A 22,019-nucleotide genomic window follows, 5' to 3' on the forward strand; every position below is an offset into this window, starting at 1 on the left:
CCCCGATCCCGATATGGAAAAGCGCGTAACCTTCAAGGGCTGGCTCTTGCCGATGCTGCTGCTCGCGCCGCAGTTGATCATCTCGGCCGTGTTCTTCTTCTACCCGGCGGGCGAGGCGGTGTGGCAATCGCTGTTCATCCCCGATCCGTTCGGCCTGTCGATGCAATATGTGGGCCTCGGCAATTTCGAATACCTGTTCAACGACCCCTATTATCGCGCGTCTTTTGTGACGACGGCGGTGTTCTCGACCCTTGTGACACTGGTCTCGATGATCCCGGCGCTGTTCCTCGCGGTGCTGGCGGATCGGCTGGTGAAAGGGGCGGGAACTTACCGCACGCTTCTGATCTGGCCCTACGCGGTCGCGCCCGCGGTGGCCGGTGTGCTGTGGCTCTTCATGTTCAACACGCGGATCGGTGTGGTCGCCTTCTATCTCAACCAGATGGGTTATGACTGGAACCATGTGCTCAACGAGAACGAGGCGATGGGCCTCGTCGTCGTGGCGTCGGCCTGGGGCCGCATCAGCTACAACTTCCTGTTCTATTTCGCGGCGCTGCAAGCGGTGCCGAAATCGGTGATCGAGGCGGCGGCGATCGACGGGGCGCGGTTCTGGCGGCGCTTCTTCACGATCGTGCTGCCGCTCCTGTCGCCCACGACCTTCTTTCTGCTGGTCGTCAATATCGTCTACGCCTTCTTCGAGACCTTCGGCGTGATCCACACGATCACCTCCGGCGGGCCGCAACAGGCGACCACGATCCTGGTCTACAAGGTCTACGCCGATGGCTTCGTGGGTCAGGATCTCGGAAGCTCTGCCGCGCAATCCGTGGTGCTGCTGGTGGTCGTGGGCTTCCTGACGGTGCTGCAATTCAAATTCGTCGAGAAGCGGGTGCATTACTGATGGCTGACATGCACAACGAACCGCCCCCGGGCATGGTGGAAAAACGCGGCTCCGGCCTGTGGCTGACCCATGTGCTGATGATCGCGGGCGTACTGGTGATCTTCTTCCCGATCTGGCTGGCCTTCGTGGCCTCGACCCATACCCAGCAGGAGATCGCGCAGGCGCCGATGCCGGTGATGCCGGGCTCGCACCTGATCGAGAACTACTCGGATGCGCTGTTCTCCGGGGTGAATGTGCCGGTCGCGACGATGCTGGTGAACTCGCTGGTGATGGCGTTGGGGATCGCGCTCGGAAAGATCGCGATCTCGCTCCTGTCGGCCTTCGCGATCGTCTATTTCCGCTTTCCGGGACGGCGCTTCTTCTTCTGGATGATCTTCATCACGCTGATGCTGCCGGTCGAGGTGCGGATCGTGCCGACCTACGAGGTGGTCGCGGGCTTCGGGATGCTCAACAGCTATTCCGGCCTGATCCTGCCTCTGATCGCGTCGGCGACGGCGACCTTCCTGTTCCGGCAGTTCTTCCTGACGGTGCCGGACGAGCTGGCAGAGGCCGCCCGAGTCGACGGCGCGCGTCCGATGCGCTTCTTCTTCGATATCCTGCTGCCGATGAGCCGCACGAATATCGCGGCGCTCTTCGTGATCCTCTTCATCTACGGCTGGAACCAGTATCTCTGGCCGCTCCTCATCACCACCAATCCCGAGATGAACACGATCGTCATGGGGCTCAAGCAGATGTTCCCGTCGGGCGACGATATCGCCGATTGGCCGGTCATCATGGCGACCTCCATCCTCGCGATGATCCCGCCGGTGATCGTGGTGATCTCGATGCAGAAACTCTTCATTCGCGGTCTCGTGGACAGCGAGAAATAAGGGCAGACAATGGCGACCGTTGAACTCGAAAATATCAAGAAACGTTTCGGCAAGACCGAGGTGCTGCACGGGGTCTCGATCGACATCCAGGACGGCGAATTCATCGTCATCGTCGGTCCCTCCGGTTGCGGGAAATCGACGCTGTTGCGCATGGTCGCGGGGCTGGAGAGTATCTCCGAGGGTGAGATCCGCATCGGCGAGGCCCGCGTGAACGAGCGCGAGCCGATGGATCGCGATATCGCGATGGTGTTCCAGAACTACGCGCTCTACCCGCATATGTCGGTGCGCCAGAACATGGGCTACGGGCTGAAGATCGCGGGCATGTCGAAGTCCGAGATCAAGCGCCGCGTCGATGAGGCCGCGAAGCTGTTGCAGCTGTCGGACTATCTCGAGCGAAAGCCGCGCGAACTGTCCGGCGGGCAGCGTCAGCGGGTTGCGATGGGCCGCGCCATCGTGCGTGAGCCGTCGGTCTTCCTGTTCGACGAACCGCTGTCCAACCTCGACGCCAAGCTGCGGGTGCAGATGCGCGTCGAAATCCGCGAGCTGCAGCGCAAGCTCGGCGTGACCGCGCTTTACGTGACCCATGATCAGGTCGAGGCGATGACCATGGCCGACCGGATGATCGTGATGAACGGCGGCGTGGCCGAGCAGATCGGCACCCCGCTCGAAGTCTATGAGCGCCCCGTGACCATCTTCGCGGCGCAGTTCATCGGCAGCCCGTCGATGAACGTCATCGATGCCGAGGTGCGCGGAGGGCGGGTGATGCTGGGCCATGTGACGCTCGGGCCGACCGATCTGCCCGATCGCCCCGTCAGCCTCGGGATTCGGCCCGAACACCTGCATCCCGATGACAATGGCCCGCTGACGCTGAATGTTACCCTGTCCGAACCGCTAGGGGCGAATACGCTTCTGCACGGAACGCTGGAAGGGCGCGGCGAGCCGATGACCGCGGCGCTGCCGGGCGTGCATATGGAGAAGCAGGCGGTGGGGCAGGTGCGGCTGTCGGTGAACGCCGAGGATCTGCATCTCTTTGATCCGAAAACCGGCAAGCGCCTGAACTGATCGGAGAGGCGGCCAGGCGCACTCAGTTCCGGGCGCTGGCGAGCTTGCCCAACATCGTCAGCGCCTGATCCATCTGCTCGAGCGAGACGAACTCGTCGGCCTTATGGGCCTGCTCGATCGAGCCGGGCCCGCAGATCACCGCGTCCATTCCGAGCGACTGGAACAACCCGGCCTCGGTGTTGAAAGCAACGCAGCCTGCGTGGTTCTGCCCGGTCAGCGCGAAGACCAGATCGCGCGCGGCGTTGTCGTCCATCGGCTCGAGCCCCACGACCTCGCCGATGGTCTCGGTGGAGATCGCGGCTTCCGGCGCGATGGCGCGCATCTCGGGCAGCAGCGTGTCTTCGACGTAGCTCGCGATCTCGGCTTTGACGAAATCCATGTCAGCGGCATTGATCGGGCGCATCTCCCAGGCCAGTTCGGCGCGCGGCGCGATCACGTTATGAGAAATGCCGCCTTTCAGCGCGCCTACGTTGAGCGTCGTCTGCGGCGGATCGAAGCGCGAGCCTTCGGGGCAGCGTTTGATCAGCTCGGCGCGCAGCTCGAACAGGCGGTTGATGTAGCGCACAGCGTATTCGACCGCGTTCACGCCCTTCTCAGGCGCGGAGCTATGGCCCGGCAGCCCCTCGAAGCGCACGGTATATTCGCAGCAGCCCTTGTTGCCGTCGAAGACCTGCATCGAAGTCGGCTCTCCGATGATGCACAGCGCCGGTCTGACCGGGCGTTTCGCCAGCAGCTTCACCAGTTCCTGCGCGCCCAGACAGCCGACTTCCTCGTCATGGGTGAAGGCGAAATGGACCGGGCGGGTTTTCGCGGCCTCGGCCAGCAGATCGAGCGAGCCGAGACAGGCGGCGATGAAGCCTTTCATGTCGCAGGCGCCGCGCCCGTAGAGCTTGCCGTCGCGCTCGGTCATGGTGAAAGGATCGCTAGTCCAGTCCTGATCGGTGACCGGTACCACGTCCGAATGGCCCGACAGCACCAGCCCGCCATCGCCTGCCTCGCCCAGCGTCGCGAAAAGGTTCGCCTTGTGGCCGCTCTCGTCGACCATGACCTCTACCGCCGCGCCGACGGTTTCCAGCCGGTCCGCGATGTAGTGGATGATCGGCAGGTTGCTGTCGGTCGATATCGTCGGATAGGCGATCAGGTCCGATAGGATCGCGCGGGTGGTGTCGATCCGCATCGGCTCAGTCCTTGACGAACAGTTTGCGCTCGATGTTGCACAGCGGCTCGGCGGGGCCGTCCTCGGTGATGAGGATGGTCTCGGTCGTCTCCATCCCCCAGTCATCCATCCAGAGGCCGGGCATGAAGTGGAAGGTCATGCCGGGCTCGAGGATCGTCTCGTCGGTGTCGCGGATCGAGACGGTATGCTCGCCCCAATCCGGCGGGTAGGAGCAGCCCACCGCGTAGCCCGCGCGGTTCGGACGTTCGATGCCGACCTTGGCCAGCTCGACGTTCAGTGCGCGGGCGATGTCACAGGCGCGGTTCCCGGCACGCGCGACTTCGATCCCGGCGTTGAGGCCTTCGGTCAGCGCTTCGCTCGCATCGAGGACATGCTGCGGGGGCTTGCCCAGAAAGATCGTGCGCGAGAGCGGCGCGTGATAGCGACGGTAGCAGCCGGATTGCTCGACGAAGGTCGCTTCGCCAGCTTTCAGTGCCTCGCCGTTCCATGTCAGGTGCGGCGCGGAGGCATCCGGACCCGAGGGCAGCATCGGCACGATGGCCGGATAATCGCCCCAGCTGTCTTCCTCGCCCTGCACGGCGGTCTTGTACAATTCGCCGACCAGATCATGCTTGCGCAGCCCCGGCTCGGCCAGTTCCACCGCACGCTGGATCACCAGTTCGGAGATCCGTGCGGCACGGCGCATGAAACGCAGCTCCTCGTCGGATTTGATCAGGCGCTGCCAGTTCACCAGCACAGAGGCATCGAGCAGCGTCGCTTCGGGCAGCCCTTCGAAGAGGACTGCATGCGCTTTCGCGGTGTAGAAATAGGTCTCCATCTCGACGCCGATCCGGGCCTTGCCGTAGCCCATGATCCGCAGGTGAGAGGCGAGGTCTTCCATCGGGTGCATGATGTCGGATTGCACCATCGCGTCGTTGTAATGGAGGATGTTTTCCTCCTCCATCCAGACGGTGCGGCGCGCGCCGTTGGAATCCATGAAGCGGCCCCACCAATAGGGGGCGCCCTCCATCGGCAGGATCACGCCCTGATGGGTGTAGAAGGACCAGCCGTCATAACCTGTCAGCCAGAACTGGTTAGACGGGTTGGTGATGAAGAGAATGTCGATCTCGCGCTGCGCCATTGCCGCGCGTACGAGCGCGATCCGGCGGGAAAATTCGAGTTCGCTGAAGTGCACGTTTTCGATCGGCATTCGGGCTTCTTTCTGCTGGCGGTATTTCGGGCAGGTTGGGGCGCGCCCCCGAGCAAGGTCAAGGCCAAAACGAAAACGTGCAACCCCCGGGAGGGCTGCACGTTCGCGTGAAATGGTGCAGTCGTTGTCGTCGCTTACGGAATGAGCCGAGCGAGGATCAATTCCGCCGCTTCCTCGGGGCTGATCGCGGTGGTGTCGATCCGCATCTCGGGGTTCTCGGGTGCCTCGTAGGGCGAGTCGATGCCGGTGAAGTTCTTCAGCTGGCCGGATCGCGCCTTGGCATAGAGCCCTTTCACGTCGCGCGCCTCGGCCACTTCGAGCGGCGTATCCACGAAGACTTCGAGGAATTCGCCCGGCTGCATCATTGCGCGCACCATGTCGCGCTCCGAGCGGAAGGGCGAGATGAAGGCCGTGACCACTATGAGGCCCGCGTCGGTCATCAGCTTCGCGACCTCGCCGACGCGCCGGATGTTTTCCACGCGGTCGGCCTCGGTGAAGCCCAGATCCTTGTTCAGGCCGTGGCGCACGTTGTCGCCATCGAGCAGGAAAGTGTGGCGGTTCATCCGCGCCAGCTTCTTCTCGACCATGTTGGCGATCGTGGATTTGCCCGAGCCCGACAGGCCCGTGAGCCAGACCACCGCCGGCTTCTGGTGCTTCATGTTGGCATGATGCTCGCGCCCGATATCGGTCGCCTGCCAGTGGATGTTCTGGGCCCGGCGCAGCGCGAAGTTGATCATGCCCGCAGCCGCAGTCTGGTTGGTCATCTTGTCGATCAGGATGAACCCGCCCAGATCGCGGTTCTCGGCATAGGGGGCGAAGGGGATCTCGCGGTCGGTGGTGATGTTGGCCACGCCGATCGCGTTCAGGTCCAGCGTCTTCGTCGCCAGATGCTCCTGCGTGTTGACGTTCACCTCGTATTTCGGCTCCTGCACGGTCGCCGAGACGGTCTGCGTGCCGATTTTCAGCCAATAGGCGCGGCCTGGCAGCAGTTCGTTCTCGTCCATCCAGACAATGGTGGTCTCGAACTGGTCGGCCACTTCCAGCGGTTCTTTCGCGGAGACGATGACCTGCCCGCGCGAGCAGTCGATCTCGTCGACCAGCGTGATCGTGATGGATTCGCCCGCCACCGCCATGTCGCGGTCGCCCTCCAAGCTGACGATCCGCGCCACTTTCGAGGTTTTGCCCGAGGGCAGCACGCGCACCTCGTCGCCCGGACGCACGGTGCCCGACGCGATCAGCCCCGAGAAGCCGCGGAAGTCGAGGTTAGGGCGGTTCACCCATTGCACGGGCATCCGGAAGGGGCGCTCCTGATCGGAGGTCACGTCCACCTCGACGGCTTCGAGATAGGGTAGGAGCGACGGCCCCTTGTACCAGGGGGTATTCTCGCTCGGGCCTGTGATGTTATCGCCCTTGAAGCCCGAGATCGGGATCGCGGTGAAGCCTTCGATGCCGATGCTGTCGGCGAAGGTTTGGTAATCGGCCACGATCTCGTCGAAGGTCGCCTGATCGTAGTCCACCAGATCCATCTTGTTCACCGCCAGCACGATATGGCGGATGCCGAGCTGGTGGACGAGGTAGGAGTGGCGCCGCGTTTGGGTCAGTACGCCCTTGCGCGCATCGATCAGGATCACCGCCAGATCGGCGGTCGAGGCGCCGGTGACCATGTTGCGGGTATACTGTTCGTGGCCGGGGGTGTCCGCGACGATGAACTTGCGCTTCTCGGTCGCGAAGAAGCGGTAGGCCACGTCGATCGTGATGCCCTGTTCGCGCTCGGCAGCGAGCCCGTCGACCAGCAGTGCGAAGTCGATCTCCTGGCCTTGGGTGCCGACGCGCTTGGAGTCGGCCTCCAGCGCGGCCAGCTGATCCTCGAAGATCATCTTGCTGTCATAGAGCAGCCGCCCGATCAGCGTCGATTTCCCGTCATCGACCGAGCCGCAGGTGATGAAGCGCAGCATGGTCTTGTGTTGATGCGCCTCGAGATAGGCGTCGATATCCTGCGCAATCAGTGCGTCGGTCTTGTAGATCGGATCGTTGGTCGTCATGTCGGCTCACCTGATAGGGTGGAAATGAAGGCGCGCGTGCGGCTCGGGAGGGGAGGGCTCAGAAATAGCCTTCCTGCTTTTTCTTCTCCATCGAGGCGCTCTGATCGTGGTCGATCGCGCGGCCCTGACGCTCGGAGGTGGTGGTCAGCAGCATTTCCTGAATGACTTCCGGAAGGGTCTGCGCCTCGCTCTCGACGGCGCCGGTCAGCGGGTAGCAGCCCAGAGTGCGGAAGCGGACCGAGCGCATCACCGGCTCCTCGCCGTCGCGCAGCGGGAAGCGGTCGTCGTCCACCATCAGGATCAGCCCGTCGCGTTCCACCGTCGGACGCGGAGCCGAGAAATAGAGCGGGACGATCTCGATCCCTTCGAGGTGGATATATTGCCAGATGTCCAGCTCGGTCCAGTTCGAGATCGGGAAGACGCGGACGCTCTCGCCCTTCGCTTTCTTGGCGTTGTAGAGGCGCCAGAGCTCGGGGCGCTGGTTCTTCGGATCCCAGCGATGATTGGCCGAGCGGAACGAGAACACGCGTTCCTTCGCGCGGGATTTCTCCTCGTCGCGGCGCGCGCCGCCGAAGGCCACGTCGAAGCCGTGCTTGTCCAGCGCCTGTTTCAGACCTTCGGTCTTCCACATGTCGGTATGCAGCGAGCCGTGATCGAACGGGTTGATCCCCTTGGCCTTCGCCTCGGGGTTCTGGTGCACGATCAGCTCCATCCCCGCATCCTTCGCGGCCTTGTCGCGCAGGTTGTACATCGCCTGGAATTTCCACGTCGTGTCGACATGCATCAGCGGGAAGGGCGGCGGCGACGGGTAGAAGGCCTTCTTCGCGAGATGCAGCATCACCGCGCTGTCCTTGCCGACCGAATAGAGCATGACCGGATTGTCGGCTTCGGCCACGACTTCGCGCAGGATGTGAATGCTTTCGGCTTCGAGCCGCTGCAGGTGAGTCAGGGTCTTGTTCATGCGGGAGGTCTCTGTCTGATCGCGGTTTTCCGAGATATAGGCGGCGGGTTTTGCTGGATAACCCCCCAAATGGGGGGTAAATACGGCTTATGTTGGGGCAGTCCGAGAACACACTGTTGATCAACGCGCTCTTCGCGGCGGCGAGCGAGGCGGGAAAGGCTGGCTGGGTGCGCTTTCTCGAGCGGCTCTGTTCGGTCGCCCATGCCGAGGGTGCGGCGGTGCAGATTCTCGCACCCGAGTGGGAGGGCGCGGGCTGGCAGGTCGGCAGGATCGCCTTGCCGGACGCCGCGCGACTCCACGCGATGCGACTGGATCGTGTCTATTCGCAGATCGACCTGCCGGGTGAAGTGGCGTGGCCCGAACCGCTCCGGGCGCTGAAGGTCGCGGCAGGGGCGGCGGGGCGCGTGGTGCTGATGATCGCGCGCCCGAACCGGGATTTCCGCGCGGCGGAGGCGTTGGCCCTCTCGACGCTCGCGCCGCATCTGGGGCAGGCGGTGATGATACGCGAGGCGCTGGGCGGCGAGCGGGCGCGAGCCGCGCGCGATGCCGAGGCCACGGCGGCGCTCGGTGCGGGGTGGTTGGTCCTGACGCCCGCGGGTACGGTGCTGGAATTCGATCCGCGCGTAGCGGCGGAATTCGATGCGGGAGGTTGGCTGCGGCTGCGCATCGGCGCGCGCCCGGAATTCGCCGATCCCGACGCCGCGCTGCGCTTTCGGCAGAGCCTCGCGAAACTCGGGGAAGGCGGGGCGGTCGTCCGGCCGATCCCGCTTGGCCCCGAGGGGCAGGGCGTGCTCCGGCTCGCGCCGGGGCGATGGCGGGGCAGTCCTGCACTGATCGGACATCTGCGCGCCATGCCGCTGGCTGAGGCGCTGCCGGTCGCGCGTGTCGCGGGGGCGCTAGATCTCAACCGGTCCGAGGCGCGGCTCGCGGCGCTTCTATGCGATGGGGCGAGCCTGCGCGAGGCGGCCGAGCGGCTTGGCTGGACGCTGGAGACCGCGCGCTCGACCTCAAAGCAGATCTATGCCCGCGCCGGGGTCAGCGGTCAGACGGGACTGTTGCGCAAGATGTTCGGCTCGGCGCTCTGGCTGGGTTAGCCGCGTACGAAGAAAACCGCCGCCATCACCAGCCCGACCGCAATGATGAAGCCGCGCAGCAGCGCCATATTGGTGATCCGCTTTGACAGATGCGCGCCCAGGTAGCCGCCGACGGCGCTCGCGATGCCCAGCACCAGAACCGCCTGCCAGTCGATCAGCCCGGCCACCGCGTAGGTTACGACCGAGACCAGCGACAGCACGGCCGAGACGAGGTTCTTCAGGCCGTTCATCGCATGCAGATCGGTGAAGCCAATCAGGCCGAGCGCGGCGAGCAGCATGATCCCGAGCCCGCCGTTGAAATAGCCGCCGTAGATCGTCACCGCGAGTAGCAGGGCGAAGGCGGACACGGCGCCCATCGTGCGGCCAGAGCGTTGCAGCGCCTTCAGCAGCATCGGCCCGAAGGCAAACGCCGCCGTCGCCAGCAGCAGAAGCCACGGCACCACGCCGGCGAACAGTTTTTCGGGCGTGATCAGCAGCAGGAGCGCGCCGAGGAACCCGCCCGCGACGGCGGCGATCAGGATCGTGCGCAGCGCCATCGGCCCCTTGTGGCGCAGCTCGTGACGGAAGGCCCAGGCGCTCGACAGATAGCCGGGCAGGGCCGCCAGCGTCGCGGTGGCATTGGCGGTGATCGGCGGCACGCCGGTCCAGACAAGCGCGGGGAAGGACAGGAACGTCCCGCCGCCCGCGACCGCATTCAAAGCGCCCGCCGCGAGACCGGCGAGCGCGAGGATCAGGAAAGACAGCATTTCTTACCGTAGTCAGCCGAGGTCAGGTGCGACCGGAACGACGATCCGCCCGCGAACCTTTCCATCGAGGAATTTCGGCGCGGTTGCAATCACTTCGTCCAGGGCGACTTCCATCTCCATCGCGGCGAGCTTCTCCATGTCGAGATCGGCAGCCAGACGACGCCATGCTTCGACGCGATCCTCGATCGGGCACATCACGCTGTCGACGCCTGCGAGCGTCACGCCGCGCAGGATGAAGGGCGCGACCGAGGTCGGCAGGTTCATCGAACCCGCGAGACCACAGGCTGCGACGGTGCCGCGATAGGCCATCATCGACAGAACATTGGCCAACACCTCACCGCCGACCACGTCGACCGCACCGGCCCAGCGTTCCTTGTTCAGCGGGCGCGGCTTGCCAGAAACGTCCTCGCGCGGAACGATCGACGATGCGCCGAGGCGCTTGAGGTAGTCTTCCTCTTCCGGGCGCCCGGTAACGGCAGCCACTTTATAGCCGAGTTTGCCCAGAAGAGCGATCGCGACGCTGCCCACGCCGCCGGTCGCTCCGGTCACGACGATCTCGCCGCTCTCGGGCGTCACGCCATGCGCCTCGAGCGCCATCACGCAGAGCATCGCCGTGTAGCCCGCAGTGCCGATCGCCATTGCCTGACGCAAAGAGATACCGTCGGGCAGTTTCACCAGCCACTCGCCTTTCAGATGGGCGCGCTCTGCCAGCCCGCCCCAGTGTTTCTCGCCCACGCCCCAGCCGTTGAGCACGACCCGGTCGCCCTTGGCGAAATCGGGATGCTTGCTGGTCGCGACGATGCCGGAGCAGTCGATGCCCGGCACCATCGGGAAACTGCGCACCACGGGGCCCGCGCCGGTGATCGCGAGTGCGTCCTTGTAGTTCATCGTCGAGTAGGCGACGTCGACCGCCACCTCGCCCTCTGCCAGATCGGGCAGGTCGATATCCTTGAGCGCGGCGCTCTGAGTCTCTTCGGGTTTCTCGATCAGGATGGCTTTGACCATGGGGTATCCTTTCAGCTTCGGGCGAGTCGCAGGAAGCCGTCGGTGAAACGGCGCAGCGGCTCGGGGTTGCGTTGAAGTTTCGTGCGCAGAACCGCGCCTTCCCAGCCGGTCCAGAACAGTTCTGCGAGTGCTTCGGGGTCGTGATCGGCGCCGATTTCGCCCGCCATTTGCGCGTCACGCAGGCACGATACGGTAAGGTTTTGCCAGCGCTCGAACACCGCGATCAGGCGGCTGCGGAACTCCTCGGGCAGGCTGCCCATTTCCTGACCGAGATTGCCGATCAGGCAGCCACGGCGGAAGTCGAACCGCGCCATGCCCGCCTCGGCCTCTTCGGTGAAGGCGGTGAGCCGGGAGAGTGGGGTGATGTCCGTGCGGTCGAAGGCGCGGCGCAGCTTGTCTTCGAAATAGGCGTCATAGGCGTCGATGAGCGCCGCGCCAAAAGCCGCTTTCGTGGGGAAGTAGTGGTAGAAGCTGCCCTTGGTGACACCGGCAGCGGCGGTGATCTCTTCGAGAGCGACGCTTGCGTAGCCGCGCTCGGTCAATTGGGCGAGCCCTGCCTGGATCAGCGCCTTGCGGGCGTCCTGATCCTCGGGCTTGCGGCGCGGGCGGCCGCGGCGCGCGGGGGCTGGAGTAACGGTCATATAGAATTAATATACCATACGGTATGTAAAATCAACCGCCGCGAATGTCCCCCCTCGCCAGTGCGGCCTTTGCCGAGCGGCGGCAGCGATCGGAACAGTAGCGCACGCTCTCCCAGTCACGGGCCCACTTTTTGCGCCACGCGAAGGGGCGGCCACAGCTGGCGCAGAGCTTTGTCGGCAGGTCGGATTTGCGGCGCATCTTCATGCAATTCGATACGCGGCGGACGCGTGGCCGGATGACCGCCGGCCAAAGGAAAAAGGGCCGCGCGCGGCGACCCCTCCCTCGTCCCTCTTCCCCGGCGATCAGATCGCCGAACTATGCCCGGCTTTCGACAGATCGTAAGCATCGAAATGGCGCGCGATCATGCGGGTGAGCGGGCGCGCCTTCGCCGGAATGCGCAGCCCGTCTGCGTTCACCTGAACCATGTCGCCGAAATGCTCCGCGCAGGCGGCGAACATTGCGGCGAGTTCCTTCGGATCGGCGCCGTAATCCCGCACCAGCTCTGCCGCTTTCACTTCAAAATCGCACATCAGCGCCTCGATCAGCCGCGCGCGCATCTTGTCATCCGCAGTGAAGCGGTGCCCGCGCGAGGTCGAGAAGCGATCCGCCCGGATCGCAGCTGTATGGGCTGAAGTAGCTGGCGCGTTCTGTGCATAGCCTTGCGGGAAGCGCGAGACCGAGGACGCTCCGAGCCCGACCAGCGCCTCGGCCTGATCGTCGGTATAGCCTTGGAAATTGCGCCGCAACTGACCTCCCTTCTGAGCGGTCGAGAGCCCGTCGGTCGGCAGCGCGAAATGGTCGATTCCGATCTCGTCATAACCATCGGCCACGAACAACTCGCGCGCCACCTCGAACAGCTTCAGGCGCTCTTGCGGGGTGGGCAGATGGTCTGATGGGATCATCGTTTGGCGGCGCGCCATCCACGGCACATGCGCGTAGCCGTAGAGCGCCACGCGATCGGGGCCGAGCGACAGCAGCTTTTGCACCGAGGCCGCGATTTTCGTCGGTGTCTGGTAAGGCAGACCGTAGAGGATATCGGCGTTGAGGCTCGCGACATCGCGTTCGCGAATCATGTCGACAGCAGCTTTGGTTACCTCATAGCTCTGGTCGCGCCCGATCACGCCCTGAATCTGCGGGTCGAAATCCTGCACCCCGATCGAGGCGCGGTTCATACCCGACTCGGCGAGCGCGTCGAGGCGGGCGGCGTCGATTTCGTTGGGGTCGATCTCGACCGAGAATTCCGCGCCTTCGCCCATCGGTACCACGTCGAAGACCGCATCGGCGAGGCGGCGCATCATGTCGGGGGGCATCAGCGTCGGCGTGCCGCCGCCCCAATGCAGCCGCGACAGCGTGACGCCGGGCGCCAGGCGCTCCTTGAAGAGGCGCAGCTCGGCCAGCAGTGTCTCGGCATAGGCGCGGACCGGTTCCTCGCTTTGCGTGCCTTGCGTGCGGCAGGCGCAGAACCAGCAGAGCCGACGACAAAACGGCACGTGCATGTAGAGCGAAATCGACGCGCCTTCGGGGATCGCTTCGATCCAATGCGCGAATTCCATGGGGCCGACATCGCCCGCGAAATGGGGGGCGGTGGGGTAGCTCGTATAGCGGGGCACCCGTGCGTCGAAGAGTCCGAGTCGGGTAAGTTGCGATTCCTGTTCCATGCGCGTATCTTTAGAGATAACACGCGCGACAGAATTTGACCCAGATCAAGCAATATCCATATGGCACATGATGACGTTCAGCCTGCTTCGCTCGCATGCGGAGACTGCCCGATCCAACATCGCGCGGTCTGTGCACGATGTGACGCGGAGGAGCTCGAGCAGCTTGAGAAGATCAAATATTACCGAAGCTTCGAAGCGGGGCAGACGATCATATGGGCGGGCGACCAGATGGATTTCGTGGCCTCGGTGGTCTCAGGGATCGCGACGCTGACGCAAACGCTCGAAGACGGGCGTACACAGATGGTGGGTCTGTTGCTGCCCTCGGATTTCGTGGGGCGCCCCGGGCGCACCCGTGCCGCGTATAACGTGACCGCGACGACCGACATCCTGATGTGCTGTTTCCGCCGCAAGCCCTTCGAGGAAATGATGGAGCGCACGCCCCATATCGCGCAGCGCCTGTTGCAGATGACGCTCGACGAACTGGACGCCGCGCGCGAATGGATGCTGCTGCTGGGCCGCAAGACCGCGCGCGAGAAGATCGCCTCGCTCCTGTCGATCGTGGCGCGGCGTGATGCCTCGATCAACATGAGCCCCAGCGCCCGGCAGATGGTGTTCGATCTGCCGCTGACGCGCGAAGCGATGGCCGATTACCTTGGCCTCACGCTAGAGACGGTGAGTCGTCAGATGTCCGCGCTGAAACGCGACGGGGTGATCGAACTGCAGGGTAAGCGCCACGTCACCGTGCCGGACATGGATCGGCTGCTGCTTGAGGCGGGCGATGACAGCGACGGCGGTTTCCTTATCTGAGCATACCTCCGGTCAGGGGGATACGCACTGCCGATAGGTGAGCGGCTTCATTCCGCTCTGCGAGATGTCCTGACGCGAAAGGTAGATGCCGGTGCTCGACAGGGTGAGCACGATATCGCGCTGCCATTTCTGCCCTTCACCGGTGAAATTCCACGTGGCCCGCACCACGCGATCGGTCGCGCTGTCGATTTCTGCCAACTTGGCTTGCGACTCGTAGAATTTCAGGCTGTCCGGCTTCACCACCATCAGGCCTTTGTTGTCATCGCGTGAGGCGTCGCAATCGGCCTTTGTCAGCCCCCAGCGTCCGACCATCCCCTCCGGCAGTGTCTTCGGCATCGTCCCGTCCTGTTTCGGCGTCATCTCCTGACAGGCAGACAGCAGGGCGAGGCTGGCGAGAAGGGTGGGAAGAATATGGCGGGTCATTGGGGGCTCCGGTCTTTCGTCAGCGAGCCAACCCGCCAGCGCGGCCGGAGTTCCGTGCCGGACACAGATGTCGCGAGAAGGTCGTTATTTCGCACGCGTTCCGTCGCGGTTTGGACATTGTCGTAAGGTAAACGGAAGGAGGCTGCAGCGGGGAAGGGTTATGCGTATCCCGTTTACTTGTGTCTTTCTCGTTGTCGCCCCGGGCCCGAGTGTTGCCAACCGTATTGCAGAGAATGGCGCAATGCTCGGGTCTGTTCCACGACATCCGCGAAAGCATGTCCGACGCCGCGCGGGCAACGGGAAGGGCGTCGGGATCGGTCCCGAGTGACGAAAAACGGCGCCCCGAGAGGCGCCGTCGACAGTCTTGAAAGGCGGCGCGCTCAATGCGCCATGATCACCGGAACCTCGGCCATCTCGAGCATGTGGCGCGTCGCGCCGCCCAGGATCGCTTCGCGGAATCGCGAATGGCCGTAAGCCCCCATCACCACCGCATCGGCGTCGCTGTCGCTGATATGGCGGTTGAGCACGTCCGACACGCGCGGCATCGTCTTGGCGAGCACCGACACCTCAGCGTGGACGCCGTGACGCGAGAGCATCTGGCTGAGTTGGCCGCCCGGATCCGAGCGCTCGGGCCCATGCGCGGGCGGGTCGATCACGGTGATGTCGACCAGATCGGCGGATTTCAGGACGGGCAGGGCGGCCCGCACGGCGCGCATCGCTTCGTGCGACTGGTTCCACGCGATCACGACGCGCTTGGCAGGCATGTCGCCGTTATACCCGTCGGGTACGATCGCGACCGGAACCTGGCCCTCGAAGAGCGCGGCTTCGACTGCGGCCTCGATCTCCGGGCCGCGGCCCTCGCCATAGGGGCGGCCCATCACGACCAGATCGGCAAAGCGGGCGCGCTGCCCGACGACGGTAGCCATCGCCCCGATTTGCGAGACGACCGCATCGACGCCCCAGCGAATGTCTTCGGCTTCGAGGCGCGCGCGCACCGCGGCTTCCGCGTTGCGTGCGTCGTCTTGCGCGCGATCCATCGTTTCCTGTTGTACGAAGGCGGTCGCCCCCGCGTAGTAATATCCGGTCTGCGTGCGATCCACACCGAGGCAGAGCACGTCTAGGTGGGCGTCGCGCCGTCGGGCGACGGCCACGGCCGTGTCGATTTGTGTCGCGGCCGCCTTGGGATCCGTGACGATCGTGAGAAGTGTCTTGTAAGCCATGGGTCCTGTCCTTGCGCCATAAGCGATTAAGCATGTGAGACCAAAGCCTAACCCGAAGAGATCGGCCGCACTTTGACTCGGATCAAGAGACGTGATTGTCAGATCACAGAACTGCGACCGAATGGCGCAGTTCGATCGCGAGCATTTGATGCAGATCAAGGCATCGTGCATACCCTCGGACCACAAGGACTCCAGTCAGGCCCAGGAGGATTCTCGGTTCAAGAGAGTGCCGCAGGGGCAGACCAGACGAAGGGACGCACAAAATGTGGGATTATATCAAGCTGATCGCGCTTGGTCTTGTGGCGGTTCTGGCCGCCATTGCGGCCGGCTACGCGCGCGATCTTGCCTATCAGGTGAATGCTGTCGAGGTCATGCTGGCCGCGGCCATCGCGTTCATCTGGGTGCTTCGCACCATGGGGAGCCGCCAGCCGGTGGCTCACAACGAGTATTTCGACGGCGTGGTTCGCGCCGGGGTTATCGCGACGACCTTCTGGGGTGTCGTGGGCTTCCTGGTCGCCGTCATCATCGCTTTCCAGCTGGCCTATCCGGCGCTCAACTTCGAATGGGCGCAGGGCTACCTGAACTTCGGCAAGCTGCGCCCGCTGCACACCTCGGCGGTGATCTTCGCCTTCGGTGGCAACGCGCTGATCGCATCGTCGTTCTACGTGGTGCAGCGCACCTCGGCAGCGCGGCTGTTCGGCGGCAACGCGCTCGGCTGGTTCGTGTTCTGGGGCTATAACCTGTTCATCGTGCTCGCCGCGTCCGGCTACATCCTCGGCGCAACGCAGTCGAAGGAATATGCCGAGCCGGAATGGTATGTCGATATCTGGCTGACGATCGTCTGGGTCGCCTATCTGGTTGTCTTCCTCGGCACGATCTTCAAGCGCAAGGAACCCCATATCTACGTCGCCAACTGGTTCTACCTGTCTTTCATCGTGACCATCGCGATGCTGCATATCGTGAACAACCTGTCGATCCCGGTCTCGCTCTTCGGATCGAAGTCGGTGCAGGTATTCTCGGGCGTGCAGGACGCGATGACGCAGTGGTGGTACGGCCACAATGCGGTGGGTTTCTTCCTGACCGCGGGCTTCCTCGGCATGATGTATTACTTCGTCCCGAAGCAGGCTGAACGTCCGGTCTATTCCTACAAGCTGTCGATCGTGCACTTCTGGGCGCTGATCTTCCTGTACATCTGGGCCGGTCCGCACCACCTCCACTACACGGCGCTGCCCGACTGGGCCTCGACGCTGGGCATGACCTTCTCGGTGATCCTGTGGATGCCTTCCTGGGGTGGCATGATCAACGGTCTGATGACGCTCTCGGGCGCATGGGACAAGCTGCGCACCGATCCGATCATCCGCATGATGGTGGTGTCGGTCGGCTTCTACGGCATGTCGACCTTCGAAGGCCCGATGATGTCGATCAAGGCGGTGAACTCGCTGTCGCACTACACCGACTGGACGATCGGTCACGTGCACTCGGGCGCGCTCGGCTGGAACGGCATGATCACCTTCGGCACGCTCTACTTCCTCGTGCCGCGTCTGTGGGCGCGTGAAGGGCTCTACTCGCTGAAACTGGTCAGCTGGCACTTCTGGCTCTCCACCATCGGGATCGTGCTCTATGCCGCGTCGATGTGGGTCGCCGGGATCATGCAGGGCCTGATGTGGCGCGAAACGGACAGCCAGGGCTTCCTCGTGAACGCCTTCGCCGACACCGTGGCCGCCATGCATCCGATGTTCGTGGTCCGTGGTCTGGGTGGTGTGCTCTACCTCACGGGTGGCATCATCATGGCCTACAATCTGTGGATGACCGTCGCTCGTCAGCCGCGCGTGGAATCGCGTTCGGTTGCCGCCGTGCCGGCTGAATAAGGAGGAGATCAATGGGACTTCTCGACAAACACGGCGTCCTTGAAAAGAACGCCACGCTCCTGCTGATCTTTGCCTTCCTGGTCGTCACGATCGGCGGCATCGTGGAGATCGCGCCGCTCTTCTACCTCGAAAACACCATCGAGGACGTGGACGGCATGCGTCCATACACCCCGCTGGAGCTTACCGGGCGCGACATCTACATCCGTGAGGGCTGCTATGTCTGCCACTCGCAGATGATCCGCCCGATGCGCGACGAAGTGGAGCGTTACGGCCATTACTCGCTGGCAGCGGAGTCGCAATACGACCACCCGTTCCAGTGGGGTTCGAAGCGGACGGGGCCCGACCTCGCCCGCGTCGGCGGCCGCTACTCGGACGCTTGGCACGTGGATCACCTGACCAACCCGCAGTCGGTCGTGCCGGAATCGGTGATGCCGAAATACGGCTTCCTGCTCAATCGCATGGTCGATTCCAAGCATATCGACGAGCGGATCGCGACCGATGCGATGGTGGGTGTGCCCTACACGTCGGACATGATCGAGAACGCCAAGGCGGACTTCGCGGCCCAGGCCGATCCGAACAGCGACACCGACGGTCTGCTGGAGCGCTATCCCAACGCGGTGAACGTCCGCAACTTCGACGGTCGCCCGGGCATTTCCGAGATGGACGCGCTGGTGGCCTATCTGCAGGTGCTCGGCACCATGGTCGACTTCTCGACCTTCGAACCCGTGGCCAGCCGGTAAGGGGGGCTGATCAATGGACTATCATATCTTCAGGGAATTCGCGGACAGCTGGTTTCTGATCTTCATGTTCGTCTTCTTCCTGGCCGTCGTCGTCTGGGTCTTCCGGCCCGGCGCGCGCAAGACCTACGAAGATACGTCCGAGATTCCCTTCCGGTACGAAGACAAACCCGCCAATGCCTCGGAGGCCGGCGAGAGCCGGTCCTCCAAGGACTGACGGCGCCACGTTGTAAGGAGGCGTGGAAAACATGAGCAAGAGACCAAGCAAGCAAAAGCACGAGGTCGAGACCACGGGACACTCGTGGGACGGCATCGAGGAATACAACAACCCGCTGCCCAAATGGTGGCTGTGGACCTTCTATGCCTGCGTCATCTGGGGGATCGGTTACTCGATCGCGATGCCGGCATGGCCGATCTTCAAATCCGGCGCGACGCCGGGGATTCTGGGCTCCTCGACCCGCGCGAACGTGCAGGCCGAGATCGACAAGGTCGCCGCGGCGAACAAGCCGATCCAGGAGAAGCTCGTCTCGGTCGATCTCAACGAGATTTCGAGCGATCCCGAGCTGAAGAACTACACCCAGAACGCGGGCGCCGCGGTGTTCCGCACCTGGTGCGCGCAATGTCACGGTGCGGGCGCGGGCGGCAACCCGAAGCACGGCTATCCGAACCTTCTCGACAGCGCATGGCTGTGGGGCGGCACGATGGAGGACATCCATTTCACCGTGACCCACGGCATCCGCAACGAGACGGACCCGGAAGGCGAGGCGCGGTTCTCGCAGATGCCGGCCTTCGGGAAAGATGGTCTTCTCGAACCCGAGCAGATCGATCAGGTCGTGCAATATGTCCGTAAGATTTCGGACCAGGAGCATGACGAGGCGATGGCTGCGGAAGGCGAGACGATCTTCGCGGATAACTGCGCAGCCTGTCACGGTGAGGATGGCAAAGGCGACAACACCATGGGTGCGCCGAACCTCACCGATGCCGTCTGGCTCTATGGCGGTGACGTCGACACGCTGACCTACACGGTCACCAATGCCCGCTTCGGCGTGATGCCGAACTGGAACGAGCGTCTCTCGGAAGCGGATATCCGCGCCGTCGCGGCCTACGTTCACAGCTTGGGCGGCGGCCAGTAACGGTCGAAAACAAGAGAGATCCCGCGGGGCTTCGGTCTGGCGGGCCGCACCGGCACCCCGTCCTGTTCGCGCGTTTCCTGGGGGTGCCGGTGCCCAATTCCAGAGGGCCCCTTCGCGGGCCCTCTCGTTTGTCGAGGGTTACCTGCTGCCTAAGTTGGGGGGCGTCCCCGGGCAAAACAAGCGCCGTGCCAGCCGTTGCACGCCGTTGTGACCTCGCCGCGATGCCCGGGATCCTTCTGCGCGAAGCGCTGGGTGGCGGACCGGGGAGGCCGGCGGGGGTGCGACCGCGTTGGTCCGGGGCGAACGAAATGTCGCGGCCGGGCGGTGCGGCTTCCGTTTGAAGACAGCGCGCAAAAGCGCTATTACACGGGAACGCGACCGGGCGTGAGGCGACCGGCGCAACGCCACCTGATGTCGTGGCTTTTCAAGCAGGCAGCATATGCCGATGACGAGTGAAAACACCAACCAGTGACGATTTCCTGTATGGGAGACCTGTCTTTTTGACGCAGGTCAAAGTCTTCACGACTGTGTCATACCAGAAGAACCGTTGACGCAGAATGATTTATGAACGGAGAGAGTCGTGAGCTCCACCGAACCAGTCGATCCCCCGCCGCTCTACGCCGCCCGCGAGCCGATTTTCCCGCGCCGTGTGCATGGCCAGTTCCGCAACTTGAAATGGGTGTTGATGGCGGTGATGCTCGGCATCTATTACATCACGCCGTGGATTCGCTGGGATCGTGGGCCGGAGCTGCCCGATCAAGCGGTGCTTCTGGACCTCGCGAACCGTCGCTTCTTCTTCTTCATGATCGAAATCTGGCCGCATGAATTCTACTTCGTCGCGGGTCTGCTGATCATGGCCGGTCTGGGGCTGTTCCTGTTCACCTCGGCGCTGGGGCGCGTCTGGTGCGGCTATGCCTGCCCGCAGACCGTCTGGACCGATCTGTTCATCCTCGTCGAGCGCTGGGTCGAGGGCGACCGCAACGCACGTATCCGCCTGCTGCGCCAGAAATGGAACGCCGAGAAGGTCCGCAAGCGGATCACCAAATGGGTGCTCTGGCTTCTGATCGGTGTCGCGACGGGCGGGGCCTGGGTGTTCTATTTCACCGATGCGCCGACGCTGCTGCACGATCTGTTCACCGGCAGCGCCTCGCCGATCGCTTACACGACGATCGCGGTGGCAACGCTCACGACCTTCGCTTTCGGCGGCTTCGCGCGCGAACAGATTTGCATCTACGCCTGTCCGTGGCCGCGCATTCAGGCCGCGATGATGGACGAAGACACGATCACGATCGCCTATCGCGAATGGCGGGGCGAGCCGCGCGGCAAGCTCAAGAAGGGACAGCACGACCCGACGCAGGGCGATTGCATCGACTGCATGGCTTGTTTCAACGTCTGCCCGATGGGCATCGATATCCGCGATGGCCAACAGCTCGAATGCATCACCTGCGGATTGTGCATCGACGCCTGCAACGAGGTCATGGACAAGATCGGCAAACCTCGCGGCCTGATCGGCTACATGGCCCTGAAGGACGAAGCGAACGAGCGTTCTGGCAACCCGGTCGTCAATGTCTGGAAGCACATCCTGCGCCCGCGCACCATCCTCTATTTCGCGATGTGGTCGCTGATCGGGGTCGGCCTCGTGGTCGCGCTGTTTATGCGCTCGCCCATCGATTTCAACGTGACCCCGAACCGCGATCCGCTCTTCGTGGTGGAACCGTCGGGCGCGATCCGGAACATCTACACGCTGCGGCTGCGCAACAAGGCGGGCGAGGCGACCGAGTTCAAGGTCTCCGTCAAGGCGCCCGATCCGGCCGACCAGAGCACGCTGAGCGTGTTGCTCGAAGGCCAGGACGGGACCACCGTGACGGTGCCCGCGGATGAAACCATGACCCAAAGGGTCTATATTGTCGCCGATCCCGGTTCGTCCATCGCCACCAGCGAACGCACCGAACTGACGATGTGGATCGAGGACATGACCAATACTGACCGCGTGTCGGAAACGACCGTATTCAACGGAAGGGTACAATGACCGAGATGGCGAAACCGCTGACCGGAAGAAAAGTGCTGATGATCGCGGTGGGCTCCTTCGGGGTGATCATCGCGGTCAACTTTGTCATGGCGTGGCAGGCGATCAGCACGTTTCCCGGCCTCGAGGTCGACAATTCCTATGTCGCCTCGCAGTCCTTCAACGAAGAAAAACGCGCGCAGGATGCGCTTGGCTGGACTGTGTCGCCGGACTATTCCGACGGCAAGCTCAGCTTCGTCATCCGCGACGAGAACGGGTTGCCCGCGCGGGTGGCCGAGTTCAAGGCGCTGGTCGGGCGGACGACCCACGTCCGCGAGGACATGACCCCCGATTTCGACTATGTCGGTGGCATCTTCACCTCCAAGGTCGACCTTGCTCCGGGCGTCTGGCTGGTGCATCTCGACGCGAAAGCCGCAGACGGCACGGAGTTCCGTCAGCGGATCGACCTCTTCGTGAAAGGCTGAA

General features: G+C 63.6%; 22 protein-coding genes. 11 read left to right on the forward strand and 11 right to left on the reverse strand.

Annotated elements, in window-relative coordinates; translation table 11 throughout:
• Positions 1-13: 13 nt before the first annotated feature.
• Genes ugpA through ugpC form a run of 3 tightly spaced genes read left to right on the forward strand, consistent with a single transcriptional unit; the run spans position 14 to position 2,826 of the window.
• The gene (ugpA, locus tag B6V72_RS05160) at positions 14-895 is read left to right on the forward strand and encodes a sn-glycerol-3-phosphate ABC transporter permease UgpA (protein WP_088719653.1); all 882 of its coding nucleotides are present in this window, start codon (positions 14-16) and stop codon (positions 893-895) included.
• 32 nt (positions 896-927) lie between these two features.
• Positions 928-1,764 carry a sn-glycerol-3-phosphate ABC transporter permease UgpE gene (gene ugpE, locus B6V72_RS05165; RefSeq protein WP_075774334.1) on the forward strand — a complete coding sequence of 279 codons (837 nt, stop codon included), beginning with the start codon at positions 928-930 and terminating at the stop codon, positions 1,762-1,764.
• Between the two features lie 9 nt (positions 1,765-1,773).
• The gene (ugpC, locus tag B6V72_RS05170) at positions 1,774-2,826 is read left to right on the forward strand and encodes a sn-glycerol-3-phosphate ABC transporter ATP-binding protein UgpC (protein ID WP_075774144.1); all 1,053 of its coding nucleotides are present in this window, start codon (positions 1,774-1,776) and stop codon (positions 2,824-2,826) included.
• 22 nt (positions 2,827-2,848) lie between these two features.
• Here the strand turns inward: ugpC and argE are convergent, their stop codons facing one another.
• The 4 genes from argE to cysD all read right to left on the reverse strand — a co-directional run bounded on the left by argE (position 2,849) and on the right by cysD (position 8,231).
• The gene (argE, locus tag B6V72_RS05175) at positions 2,849-4,003 is read right to left on the reverse strand and encodes an acetylornithine deacetylase (RefSeq protein ID WP_088734922.1); all 1,155 of its coding nucleotides are present in this window, start codon (positions 4,001-4,003) and stop codon (positions 2,849-2,851) included.
• A gap of 4 nt (positions 4,004-4,007) precedes the next feature.
• Entirely contained in the window at positions 4,008-5,192 is a 1,185-nt protein-coding gene (locus B6V72_RS05180) for a M24 family metallopeptidase (protein ID WP_075774146.1), read from the reverse strand.
• A 134-nt stretch (positions 5,193-5,326) separates the two neighbouring features.
• The gene (gene cysN, locus B6V72_RS05185; RefSeq protein WP_075774147.1) at positions 5,327-7,234 is read right to left on the reverse strand and encodes a sulfate adenylyltransferase subunit CysN; all 1,908 of its coding nucleotides are present in this window, start codon (positions 7,232-7,234) and stop codon (positions 5,327-5,329) included.
• Between the two features lie 58 nt (positions 7,235-7,292).
• Complete coding sequence (gene cysD / locus B6V72_RS05190) at positions 7,293-8,231, reverse strand: sulfate adenylyltransferase subunit CysD (protein ID WP_075774335.1); 939 nt, start codon at positions 8,229-8,231, stop codon at positions 7,293-7,295.
• Positions 8,232-8,311: 80 nt separating this feature from the next.
• Between cysD and B6V72_RS05195 the strand changes: the two genes are divergently transcribed.
• Positions 8,312-9,289: a helix-turn-helix transcriptional regulator gene (locus tag B6V72_RS05195; protein WP_146696171.1), complete on the forward strand. Its 978-nt coding sequence runs from the start codon at positions 8,312-8,314 to the stop codon at positions 9,287-9,289.
• Here the strand turns inward: B6V72_RS05195 and B6V72_RS05200 are convergent.
• The 5 genes from B6V72_RS05200 to hemN all read right to left on the reverse strand — a co-directional run bounded on the left by B6V72_RS05200 (position 9,286) and on the right by hemN (position 13,340).
• Positions 9,286-10,035 carry a sulfite exporter TauE/SafE family protein gene (locus B6V72_RS05200; protein ID WP_075774149.1) on the reverse strand — a complete coding sequence of 250 codons (750 nt, stop codon included), beginning with the start codon at positions 10,033-10,035 and terminating at the stop codon, positions 9,286-9,288. The two genes, B6V72_RS05195 and B6V72_RS05200, sit on opposite strands and share 4 nt — an antisense overlap.
• A gap of 12 nt (positions 10,036-10,047) precedes the next feature.
• Positions 10,048-11,040: an MDR family oxidoreductase gene (locus tag B6V72_RS05205; RefSeq protein WP_075774150.1), complete on the reverse strand. Its 993-nt coding sequence runs from the start codon at positions 11,038-11,040 to the stop codon at positions 10,048-10,050.
• An 11-nt stretch (positions 11,041-11,051) separates the two neighbouring features.
• Entirely contained in the window at positions 11,052-11,681 is a 630-nt protein-coding gene (locus B6V72_RS05210) for a TetR/AcrR family transcriptional regulator (protein ID WP_088734926.1), read from the reverse strand.
• Positions 11,682-11,712: 31 nt separating this feature from the next.
• Positions 11,713-11,886, reverse strand: coding sequence for a DUF2256 domain-containing protein (locus B6V72_RS05215; RefSeq protein ID WP_206184202.1), 174 nt, complete (start codon positions 11,884-11,886; stop codon positions 11,713-11,715).
• A 98-nt stretch (positions 11,887-11,984) separates the two neighbouring features.
• Positions 11,985-13,340 carry an oxygen-independent coproporphyrinogen III oxidase gene (gene hemN, locus B6V72_RS05220; RefSeq protein WP_088734928.1) on the reverse strand — a complete coding sequence of 452 codons (1,356 nt, stop codon included), beginning with the start codon at positions 13,338-13,340 and terminating at the stop codon, positions 11,985-11,987.
• A gap of 60 nt (positions 13,341-13,400) precedes the next feature.
• Here hemN and B6V72_RS05225 point away from each other — a divergent pair, with 60 nt between their 5' ends.
• Positions 13,401-14,147, forward strand: a complete 747-nt coding sequence (locus tag B6V72_RS05225) for a Crp/Fnr family transcriptional regulator (protein ID WP_075774153.1) — start codon at positions 13,401-13,403, stop codon at positions 14,145-14,147.
• A gap of 12 nt (positions 14,148-14,159) precedes the next feature.
• On the opposite strand, the gene B6V72_RS05230 is transcribed toward B6V72_RS05225, so the two are convergent.
• Together B6V72_RS05230 and B6V72_RS05235 are read right to left on the reverse strand one after the other, a co-directional pair.
• A complete protein-coding gene (locus B6V72_RS05230) occupies positions 14,160-14,570 on the reverse strand; it encodes a hypothetical protein (RefSeq protein ID WP_088727290.1) in 411 nt (136 codons plus the stop codon).
• Between the two features lie 380 nt (positions 14,571-14,950).
• Entirely contained in the window at positions 14,951-15,790 is an 840-nt protein-coding gene (locus tag B6V72_RS05235; RefSeq protein ID WP_075774155.1) for a universal stress protein, read from the reverse strand.
• A gap of 263 nt (positions 15,791-16,053) precedes the next feature.
• Between B6V72_RS05235 and ccoN the strand changes: the two genes are divergently transcribed.
• The 6 genes from ccoN (at position 16,054) to B6V72_RS05265 (ending at position 22,018) form a co-directional block, all read left to right on the forward strand.
• Complete coding sequence (ccoN, locus tag B6V72_RS05240; RefSeq protein ID WP_075774156.1) at positions 16,054-17,658, forward strand: cytochrome-c oxidase, cbb3-type subunit I; 1,605 nt, start codon at positions 16,054-16,056, stop codon at positions 17,656-17,658.
• Between the two features lie 11 nt (positions 17,659-17,669).
• On the forward strand, positions 17,670-18,398 hold the full coding sequence (ccoO, locus tag B6V72_RS05245) for a cytochrome-c oxidase, cbb3-type subunit II (RefSeq protein ID WP_075774157.1): 729 nt from the start codon (positions 17,670-17,672) through the stop codon (positions 18,396-18,398).
• 13 nt (positions 18,399-18,411) lie between these two features.
• Entirely contained in the window at positions 18,412-18,612 is a 201-nt protein-coding gene (locus B6V72_RS05250) for a cbb3-type cytochrome c oxidase subunit 3 (RefSeq protein ID WP_075774158.1), read from the forward strand.
• 31 nt (positions 18,613-18,643) lie between these two features.
• Entirely contained in the window at positions 18,644-19,528 is an 885-nt protein-coding gene (gene ccoP, locus B6V72_RS05255; protein WP_088734930.1) for a cytochrome-c oxidase, cbb3-type subunit III, read from the forward strand.
• A gap of 580 nt (positions 19,529-20,108) precedes the next feature.
• Entirely contained in the window at positions 20,109-21,557 is a 1,449-nt protein-coding gene (gene ccoG / locus B6V72_RS05260; RefSeq protein WP_075774160.1) for a cytochrome c oxidase accessory protein CcoG, read from the forward strand.
• On the forward strand, positions 21,554-22,018 hold the full coding sequence (locus B6V72_RS05265; RefSeq protein WP_075774161.1) for a FixH family protein: 465 nt from the start codon (positions 21,554-21,556) through the stop codon (positions 22,016-22,018). Before ccoG ends, B6V72_RS05265 begins: the two co-directional genes overlap by 4 nt.
• The last annotated feature ends 1 nt before the right edge of the window (position 22,019 follow it).

This window comes from Thioclava sp. F34-6, assembly GCF_002213235.1.
Taxonomy (GTDB): Bacteria; Pseudomonadota; Alphaproteobacteria; order Rhodobacterales; family Rhodobacteraceae; genus Thioclava; species Thioclava nitratireducens.

Excerpts from the sequence above, each read along its gene's own strand:
- ugpA (WP_088719653.1), top strand. The coding sequence starts at position 14 with ATGGAAAAGCGCGTAACCTTCAAGGGCTGGCTCTTGCCGATGCTGCTG.
- ugpE (WP_075774334.1), top strand. The coding sequence starts at position 928 with ATGGTGGAAAAACGCGGCTCCGGCCTGTGGCTGACCCATGTGCTGATG.
- ugpC (WP_075774144.1), top strand. The coding sequence starts at position 1,774 with ATGGCGACCGTTGAACTCGAAAATATCAAGAAACGTTTCGGCAAGACC.
- argE (WP_088734922.1), bottom strand. The coding sequence starts at position 4,003 with ATGCGGATCGACACCACCCGCGCGATCCTATCGGACCTGATCGCCTAT.
- B6V72_RS05180 (WP_075774146.1), bottom strand. The coding sequence starts at position 5,192 with ATGCCGATCGAAAACGTGCACTTCAGCGAACTCGAATTTTCCCGCCGG.
- cysN (WP_075774147.1), bottom strand. The coding sequence starts at position 7,234 with ATGACGACCAACGATCCGATCTACAAGACCGACGCACTGATTGCGCAG.
- B6V72_RS05200 (WP_075774149.1), bottom strand. The coding sequence starts at position 10,035 with ATGCTGTCTTTCCTGATCCTCGCGCTCGCCGGTCTCGCGGCGGGCGCT.
- B6V72_RS05205 (WP_075774150.1), bottom strand. The coding sequence starts at position 11,040 with ATGGTCAAAGCCATCCTGATCGAGAAACCCGAAGAGACTCAGAGCGCC.
- B6V72_RS05210 (WP_088734926.1), bottom strand. The coding sequence starts at position 11,681 with ATGACCGTTACTCCAGCCCCCGCGCGCCGCGGCCGCCCGCGCCGCAAG.
- B6V72_RS05215 (WP_206184202.1), bottom strand. The coding sequence starts at position 11,886 with ATGAAGATGCGCCGCAAATCCGACCTGCCGACAAAGCTCTGCGCCAGC.
- hemN (WP_088734928.1), bottom strand. The coding sequence starts at position 13,340 with ATGGAACAGGAATCGCAACTTACCCGACTCGGACTCTTCGACGCACGG.
- B6V72_RS05225 (WP_075774153.1), top strand. The coding sequence starts at position 13,401 with ATGGCACATGATGACGTTCAGCCTGCTTCGCTCGCATGCGGAGACTGC.
- B6V72_RS05230 (WP_088727290.1), bottom strand. The coding sequence starts at position 14,570 with ATGACCCGCCATATTCTTCCCACCCTTCTCGCCAGCCTCGCCCTGCTG.
- B6V72_RS05235 (WP_075774155.1), bottom strand. The coding sequence starts at position 15,790 with ATGGCTTACAAGACACTTCTCACGATCGTCACGGATCCCAAGGCGGCC.
- ccoN (WP_075774156.1), top strand. The coding sequence starts at position 16,054 with ATGTGGGATTATATCAAGCTGATCGCGCTTGGTCTTGTGGCGGTTCTG.
- ccoO (WP_075774157.1), top strand. The coding sequence starts at position 17,670 with ATGGGACTTCTCGACAAACACGGCGTCCTTGAAAAGAACGCCACGCTC.
- B6V72_RS05250 (WP_075774158.1), top strand. The coding sequence starts at position 18,412 with ATGGACTATCATATCTTCAGGGAATTCGCGGACAGCTGGTTTCTGATC.
- ccoP (WP_088734930.1), top strand. The coding sequence starts at position 18,644 with ATGAGCAAGAGACCAAGCAAGCAAAAGCACGAGGTCGAGACCACGGGA.
- B6V72_RS05265 (WP_075774161.1), top strand. The coding sequence starts at position 21,554 with ATGACCGAGATGGCGAAACCGCTGACCGGAAGAAAAGTGCTGATGATC.